This window comes from bacterium (assembly GCA_024228115.1).
In the GTDB taxonomy this organism is placed as follows: domain Bacteria; phylum Myxococcota_A; class UBA9160; order UBA9160; family UBA6930.
The window spans coordinates 1-908 of sequence record JAAETT010000404.1; the positions used below are offsets into that span (position 1 = coordinate 1).

At 41.9% G+C, this 908-nt stretch carries 1 protein-coding gene; it reads left to right on the plus strand.

What is annotated here, in order from left to right:
- Positions 1-908 (plus strand): hypothetical protein (locus tag GY937_17535; GenBank protein MCP5058507.1); only part of this gene is annotated, 908 nt, incomplete at both ends.

Sequence of the window (908 nt, forward strand, 5' to 3'; positions counted from 1 at the left end):
AATCAAACTCAAGATGCTAAAGAGTGGCTAGATGATACTGCAGACCGTATTTATAATGCTTTACAGGAGTCTAACTTTAACCTTGAAATAAGCGAGTGCTATACCGATTTGGTTAGCTATGGTACTTCTGTGGTGTTAGAGGAATTTACAGGCGATGAGTTAACCGGTGAAGATATTGATTTAGTATTTTCTGCCGTACCAATTAAAGAAGCTTACTTTGAGGAAGACCATAAAGGCGGTATTGCTACATTCTATCGCCGTTTAATGTGGACACCTTCACAAATCATTAGTAAGTTTGGCGAAGATGGCGTACCGGAAAAGGTTAACGCTATGGAGGCCGCAGGCAAGACTGACAGAATGGAAGTTGTTTATTGCATTTGGAAACGTAAAGACATAGATGAAAAATCTATTGATGGTATTGTTGCGGCTGAAAAGCGCCCTTATGCGTTTAGATACATACTAAAAGAAGGCGGCGAGACATTAGGCGAAGAGGGCGGTTATTATGAAATGCCAGCTTACGCGCCACGATGGAGAAAGACTAGCGAATCAAAGTGGGGTAACTCTCCTGCAATGAATGCCCTTAGCGACGTATTGACGCTTAATCAGTTAGTTGAATTGATATTACGCAGTGCCGAAAAGGTTATTGACCCCGCATGGGCCACCACCATGAATAACTTGCTATCTGACTTTGATCAACGTCCGGCAGGTTTGAATATAATGCGCGACCCCGCTAAGTTTGTGACCTTAAACTCACAAGCTAGATTTGATGTAAGTCAATTAGCTAAACAGGATTTAATACAATCGATTCAGCAAGCTTTCTACATGGACCAATTGCAACTTAAAGACAGCCCTGCAATGACAGCAACAGAAACAATGGCACGTATGGAGCTAATGCAAAGAACATTAGG